Genomic DNA, 6178 nt, shown 5'->3' with positions numbered 1-6178 from the left:
TGTACAGGGACGTACTTATCCTGTGGGTGCATGGATGCGCAGGAACAGGGCTTGTGTTCGGCAGATACGGGATCTGCCGCCCTGTGCCTGTATCTCAGGCAGCTGACTGCGTGGCCTGAATGGATTCGAAACGGGCCAGCAGGGATTGCAGGCGACGGGTCGATTCGGATTTCTCGGCTTCCAGCGCATCCTTGGCATCACGCAGTTCGGTGACTTCCATGCGCAGAAGCTCAACTTCTTCCAGCATTTCTTCGATTTTGCGTTCCAGCAAGGCGAACATTTCAGTCTGTTGCATCTTGGTTACAATCCTGATCCGGGGTGGATAAAGCGGCCTAGTATAGGGAAAAAACCGGGCCGGGCCTATTGTCGTTATTCAGCGACCTGAACACTTGGGCGAAGCCCTACTGGCTGCCGACAAGGTCGCCGCGCTGGATGTTGAAAACCTCGCTGCTGTTGCCAAGCGTGCCGCTGGCGGAAAGCGGCTGTACATCGTCGACGACGACTGTCTGGCGGCTGTTATCAAGGCTGTTGTCGCGCAGGCGGTCAAGGCGCAGCAGGCTGAGTCTGTCGCCACTGCTGATGCCGGCATTGGCGCCGGCGTCAAACCAGATGCGGTTGTTTTCTATGCGGGAGATGGGGGCGCGAAAGGGCAGGCAGGCCAGTTCGTCGCCCAGGTCCCGGCCGATCTGGTCTAACAGCAGCCGGGTTTTGTGCCCGTAATCCTGCTGCCAGAAGGCGGCGCTGGCAAAACCGGTGTTTTGCTCCATCGGCAGGTTCCACAGTCCCTGGGTGTGATACTGGTGGCTGAACAGCAGGGCGCCGGACAGGGCGTCATGTACAAACAGGTCGATGGCAAAGCTGCGCAGATAGCGGTCATCCTGTGGCTGGGCGCGGTTGAACCAGTGTTTCAGGACATTCTGCTCGCTGTGCACCGCCGGGTTTTGCATGGACAGGTCGCGTATCACGCCCGAGACCAGGTATTGCGGGCCGAACTGCGCGCTTTGGGGCAGCAGGGTTAGCAGACGGCCGTTGTCGAGCTGGCGGGTGGGGGCGCTTAGGGGGTTGTCGATCAGGCGGGTGTTGCCTGCATTGAGCGCATCCAGACGCGGATTCAGGTTCAGTTTCTCTGCCAGTTCAAGCGCCAGTGCCTGTTCAATATTACCGAGCCGGCCGAGGCTAGCGTCCTGCGGGCGCTGCAGCACAAATGCGGTCACGGCCAGACGGTTGCGGTACTGATGACTGCTGCCATTGCTGCAGCCCTGGGCGATATCGACATCGGCACTGATGCGCACCAGGAGCCAGTTGTCCTGGCGCTTTTCGTCCAGCAGCTGCACGTTGCTGATCTTGCCGAGGGAGGCCATATGCAGGTTGTCGACTTCCAGTATACCGTCGTTAATCTGCTGGTTGACGCTTATGTAGGCTGCGGCCTGGAGTGCGGCCTGTTCGGTCGCATCCTGGATGGCGGCGCGGCGTGCCGAGGCGAGATCGGAGCCTATTATCATGGCGCGCCCTTCGGCCTGCATGCTCTGGGCCTGAGCGCCGGTGGCCAGGCTTAGCAGGACCGCGAGGCCTGTGATGCGTAACAGAAGACTAAACATGTGCGCTCTCGGGCCGATACTCTTGGGGCAAAGGTATGCAATTTGAACGAGCCTTGCAAACTATGCCGTCGCGGTGTGACTGCTTTAAGTATGCAGGCGTGCCCTGATGAGTGATGTCTGGCACTCAGGGCAGGTGTTGCAGTGGTCTGTGCGGGGCACGTTCAAAGGCTGTAGATGTTAACCCTGGCGGGCATTGTGCTAGATTGGCTGCGGATCAATGACGGATGACAATAATGAAACGACTGGCTGGGGTGCTGGCGCTGCTGATGACGGGTTGTGCCATGCAGGCGCGCCCTCCCGTGGCGGTGCAGGTGGAATCCTTTGGTGATGGTGCCGTGGCTCAGCTGCGCGAGCAGGGTGCTGGGGGCTCTGTCACTCTGAGCGGTGCGCCCGGCAGTGCATCCCTGAGTCTGCTGGAGTCCCGGGCGCTGACGGACCCCATGAGCGAAGCCGTAGCGCAGATGGTGCGCCAGCTGTCGGTGGGCTTGCGGGAAAGTCGCGTCAAGCGCCTGCCCATGGCGGTGCTGCCCTTCGTTGAGCTGGCCGGTGATACGGCGGAAACGGCCACCGATCTGTTGGGAGAGCGCGTGGCGGAGAACTTCATCTATCAGATGCAGCAGGCGCAGTACAACCTGATCGACTACCGTGCCCTGAGTCTTACCACCACCGAAAAGGCGCCACTGTCGCGGCAGAACCTGTCGGTGCTGTTTAGTCGCAATCGTATTTATTTCGTTTTGACCGGCACTTATGCCCACTATCCCGATGGCGTAGTGCTGAACGCGCGGGTGCTGGATACCACCACACGTCAGGTGCTCGCCAGCGGGCAGACCCATGTGCCTGATGGGCGCCTTGAAGGTGCGCTGCCAGGATTTGATCCGATGCAGGCGCTGGAGGCCGGCATGATTATCGAAAATGGCCGTGGCCCGGTGGGACTGGAGCGATGAGCATGACAGCAGGGATCAGAGTGGGTCTGGCAGGCGTTGCGCTAGCGCTGCTGGTGGGCTGCAGTTCTGTGCAGCATGGCTGGCAGGGGGCGTCGGCGCATTTTACCGGGCAGCCGCAGGAGGTTGAGCGTCGTGCACCCGAGCTGGTGACGGCGACCGGTTATGCCCCTATCAGCTTGCAGCCCGGGCAGACTGAGCAGCATCGGGTGCTGCTGGCCATGCGGGCATCCAAGCTGCGTGCCTATCAGGAGCTGGCCGCCCTGGTGCATGGGCAATACCTGTACGGTACGACCCAGGTCAACGACATGGTCGTGCAGAATGACCGCTTTCGCGCAGCGGTGTCCGGCATAGTGCGTGGCGCCCGGGTGGTGAAAACCTATCCGGTGCAGGATGATACTTATGCCACCACCCTGGAGCTGGACCTGAGCCAGGTGCAGCGCGCCTGGGCGGTGAGCGAGTAGCTATCGATGATTGCGATGCTGCGCGGCCAGGGTGACGTAGGAGCTCGCTCTGCGAGCGAATACCGCGGTGTCGGATACTTCGCACGGAGACCGGGTTCCCATGACTATAGGCGGCTGCTGATCAGTCTTTCTCGTTTTTTTGCTTGAAACTGGCCAGCTGTTCAGCGCTGGCTTCAGCTTGATGCTTTTCCTTCCAGTCGGCGTAGGGCTCGCCGTACACCAGTTCGCGGGCCTGTTCGTAATCGACGCTTTCACCCTGTTCGGCGGCGGCGGCAACATACCACTTGGACAGGCAGTTGCGGCAAAAGCCCGCCAGGTTCATCAGGTCAATATTCTGCACGTCCTTGCGATTATCCAGATGTTCAACCAGGCGGCGAAAAACGGCGGCTTCTATTTCGGTACGGGTTTGCTGATTCATGGGGTCTCCTTGTGCCCAGGCCTGCGAATGCAACTTGCGCCGGCCCGGGGCTGCTAATGTTCCTGTTGGACCTGTTCATCCAGCTGGCGACAGATGGTGTCCTGCAGTTTGTGGCACAGCTCCGGGTCGCTGATGGGCTGCTCGTTGGCGTCGGTGATAAAGAAGTAATCCTCCACGCGCTCGCCGATGCTGGCGATCTTGGCCTTGCGGACCGAAATGCCAAATTCGACAAAGATACTGCCAATGCGCGCCAGCAGACCGGGGCGGTCGGGGCTGCTGACTTCCAGTACAGTCTGCTGCATGACAGGGTCGTTGCTGATAGTCACCCGGGTCGGGGTGGCGAACAGCTTGAGGGCGCGGGGTACGCGACGCTGGATGATATCCGGGAAGTCGTCCGGGTCGTCCAGCTCTTCCACCAGGGTGTGCCTGATGTTGGCCAGATAATCGGGGTTTTCCGACAATGGCAGGTTGTCTTCGGTCAACACTGAATAGGTGTTCAGGGTGCGGCCGTCGTCGGTCAGGATGATGCGCGCATCCTGGATGCTCAGGTGCAGCTGGTCCAGTGCCGCGACTGTGGCGGGGAACAGGTTGGGCAGGTCTTCACTGTAAATGAAGATCTCGGTTGCGCCCTCGTATACCCGGTAGGAGGTTTTCTTTACCAGCACCAGTGGGAGCTTGTTGCGACCGTGCTCAAGAATGGCCTCGGTATGCCAGGCGACATTGTTGGCATCTTCGCGCAGAAAGTAGTCGTTGCCGATATTGCTCCAGAGTTCCTGCACGTCATTATCGTGAATGCCCTTGCGACGCAGGGCGGCGAGGGCGTCGGACTGCAGTTCCTCGATGCGGTCTTCGATATTGACAGGGTTTTCCAGTCCGCGGCGCAGCGCCCGCTTGGTTTCGGTGTAGAGCTGGCGCAGCAGGGTGGCGCGCCAGCTGTTCCAGAGGCTGTGGTTGGTGGCGTTGATGTCGGCCACGGTCAGCACATAGAGATAATCCAGATGGACGCCATCGCCGCAGTGCTTGGCAAAGCGGTGGATAACCTCGGGGTCCGAAATATCACGCCGCTGGGCGGTCATGGACATCAGCAGGTGGTTGCGCACCAGCCAGGCCACCAGGTGGGAGTCCCATTTGCCCAGGTGGTGGTTCTGGCAGAAACGCAGCGCATCTTCGGCGCCGAGCTCCGAATGGTCGCCGCCACGCCCCTTGGCGATGTCATGATAGAGGCCGGCCATATAGAGCAGTTCTATCTTGGGCAGCTGATTGACGATGCGATGGGCGATGGGGAACTGTTCGCGGTAGTCGTTGTGGCGCAGCTGGCGCATCTTCTGAATGACTTTGAGGGTGTGGGCATCCACGGTGTATATGTGGAAGAGGTCGTGCTGCATCTGGCCGACAATTTCGCCGAATTCCGGCAGGTAGCGGCCGAGGATGCCGTAGCGGTTCATGCGCTTGAGTTCGGTGGAGACCGCGTCCGGGGAGCGCAGCAGTTCCATGAACAGCGAGGTGTTGCGGATATCGGTGCGGAAATTGTCGTCGATCAGATGGCGATGGTCGCGAATCAGTTTGATGGTGGAGGCCCGCACACCCTTGATGGACGGATTGTGGGCCAGCAGTACAAACAGCTCCATCAGTGCGAAGGGGTGGCGGCTGAAGGTTGTCGGGCTGCGCACCTCTATATAGTCATTGTGGATGCGAAAGCGCTTGTTCAGCGGCCTGATAAGCTGTTCGTCGTCGGCCTTGAGAATGGCTTCATCGAAGTACTGCAGCAGCATGTCATTGAACTCCGACATGGCCTTGGCGATGCGGTAGTACTTGCTCATGAACTGCTCGACGGCCAGGGCGCCCTGCTGGTCCTTGTAGCCAAGGTACTCGGCCAGAGTGCGCTGGTGGTCGAACAGCAGGCGGTCTTCGCGGCGCTTGCAGTGCATGTGCAGCGCATAGCGCACGGTCCAGAGGTAGAGTTCGCCCTTGTTGAGGATGTCGAGCTCGGACTCGGTCAGGAAGCCGTGATCCACCAGGTTGCGAATATAGGTGGCGCCAAAGTGGCGCTTGGCCACCCAGCCGATGGTCTGCAGGTCGCGCAGGCCGCCGGGGGATGTCTTGAGGTTGGGTTCGAGGTTGTACTCAGTATTGTTGGTGCGCTCGTGGCGGTCACGCTGCTCGTTGAGTTTGGCGATAAAGAACTCGCGGTCGGTCCAGGCGCCCTCCGAGGTCACGCGCTCGTAAGTGTCGAGTTGCAGCTGGGGGTTGCCCACCAGGGTGCGGGATTCGATCAGGTTGGTGGCGATGGTAATGTCGCTGCGGGCTTCTTCGTAGCATTCGTCCACGCTGCGAACGCTGGAGCCGATGTCCAGTGACATGTCCCACAGCAGCGTCAGAAAACCGCTGATGCTGTCCTGGGCGGACACGGCTTCGATACCGTTGAGCAGTATCAGGATGTCGACATCCGAGTGCGGATGCAGCTCGCCGCGACCGTAGCCTCCCACCGCCACCAGGGCAATGTGCTGATCGTCCGGCCACTCGAACAGGTTCCAGGCGGCGCAAAGGACCTGATCAATGACCCAGGCGCGGCCGTAGATGAGCTTGCGAATGTCCTCCCCGTCCCGAAAGCGCTGATGCATGCGCTCCTGGGCGTCCCTGATGGTTTTTTTGAAAATCGGCACCGGGGAGCGGGCTGCATCCAGTGCGCAACGAAAGGCTGCAGCATCCAGCAGCGGGGTGTCGTCAGGCGTGGGGGTCGACATGGGCAGCCTCTAG

General features: G+C 60.4%; 6 protein-coding genes. 2 read left to right on the top strand and 4 right to left on the bottom strand.

Translation table 11 applies throughout. The features are described 5' to 3' along the window. Positions 1-94: 94 nt before the first annotated feature. Together MRS74_RS22085 and MRS74_RS22080 are read right to left on the bottom strand one after the other, a co-directional pair. Complete coding sequence (locus MRS74_RS22085; protein WP_254582452.1) at positions 95-295, bottom strand: hypothetical protein; 201 nt, start codon at positions 293-295, stop codon at positions 95-97. A 106-nt stretch (positions 296-401) separates the two neighbouring features. Next, a complete protein-coding gene (locus MRS74_RS22080) occupies positions 402-1598 on the bottom strand; it encodes a flagellar assembly protein T N-terminal domain-containing protein (RefSeq protein WP_254582451.1) in 1197 nt (398 codons plus the stop codon). A 233-nt stretch (positions 1599-1831) separates the two neighbouring features. On the opposite strand from MRS74_RS22080, the gene MRS74_RS22075 reads away from it, so the two are divergent. Together MRS74_RS22075 and MRS74_RS22070 are read left to right on the top strand one after the other, a co-directional pair. Beyond that, positions 1832-2542, top strand: a complete 711-nt coding sequence (locus MRS74_RS22075) for a FlgO family outer membrane protein (RefSeq protein WP_254582450.1) — start codon at positions 1832-1834, stop codon at positions 2540-2542. 2 nt (positions 2543-2544) lie between these two features. After that, a complete protein-coding gene (locus MRS74_RS22070; RefSeq protein ID WP_254582449.1) occupies positions 2545-3003 on the top strand; it encodes an LPP20 family lipoprotein in 459 nt (152 codons plus the stop codon). A gap of 121 nt (positions 3004-3124) precedes the next feature. On the opposite strand, the gene MRS74_RS22065 is transcribed toward MRS74_RS22070, so the two are convergent. Next, the gene (locus MRS74_RS22065; protein ID WP_254582448.1) at positions 3125-3421 is read right to left on the bottom strand and encodes a DUF1244 domain-containing protein; all 297 of its coding nucleotides are present in this window, start codon (positions 3419-3421) and stop codon (positions 3125-3127) included. A gap of 53 nt (positions 3422-3474) precedes the next feature. Further along, positions 3475-6165, bottom strand: a complete 2691-nt coding sequence (locus MRS74_RS22060) for a [protein-PII] uridylyltransferase (protein WP_254582447.1) — start codon at positions 6163-6165, stop codon at positions 3475-3477. Positions 6166-6178: the final 13 nt, after the last annotated feature.

The organism is Marinobacterium sedimentorum (assembly GCF_024267675.1).
Classification (GTDB): Bacteria; Pseudomonadota; Gammaproteobacteria; order Pseudomonadales; family Balneatricaceae; genus Marinobacterium_A; species Marinobacterium_A sedimentorum.
This window is presented reverse-complemented; position numbering and strand designations above follow the sequence as displayed.

Coding starts and splice junctions, on each gene's coding strand:
- MRS74_RS22065 (WP_254582448.1), bottom strand. CDS start 3,421: ATGAATCAGCAAACCCGTACCGAAATAGAAGCCGCCGTTTTTCGCCGC.
- MRS74_RS22075 (WP_254582450.1), top strand. CDS start 1,832: ATGAAACGACTGGCTGGGGTGCTGGCGCTGCTGATGACGGGTTGTGCC.
- MRS74_RS22085 (WP_254582452.1), bottom strand. CDS start 295: ATGCAACAGACTGAAATGTTCGCCTTGCTGGAACGCAAAATCGAAGAA.
- MRS74_RS22070 (WP_254582449.1), top strand. CDS start 2,545: ATGACAGCAGGGATCAGAGTGGGTCTGGCAGGCGTTGCGCTAGCGCTG.
- MRS74_RS22060 (WP_254582447.1), bottom strand. CDS start 6,165: ATGTCGACCCCCACGCCTGACGACACCCCGCTGCTGGATGCTGCAGCC.
- MRS74_RS22080 (WP_254582451.1), bottom strand. CDS start 1,598: ATGTTTAGTCTTCTGTTACGCATCACAGGCCTCGCGGTCCTGCTAAGC.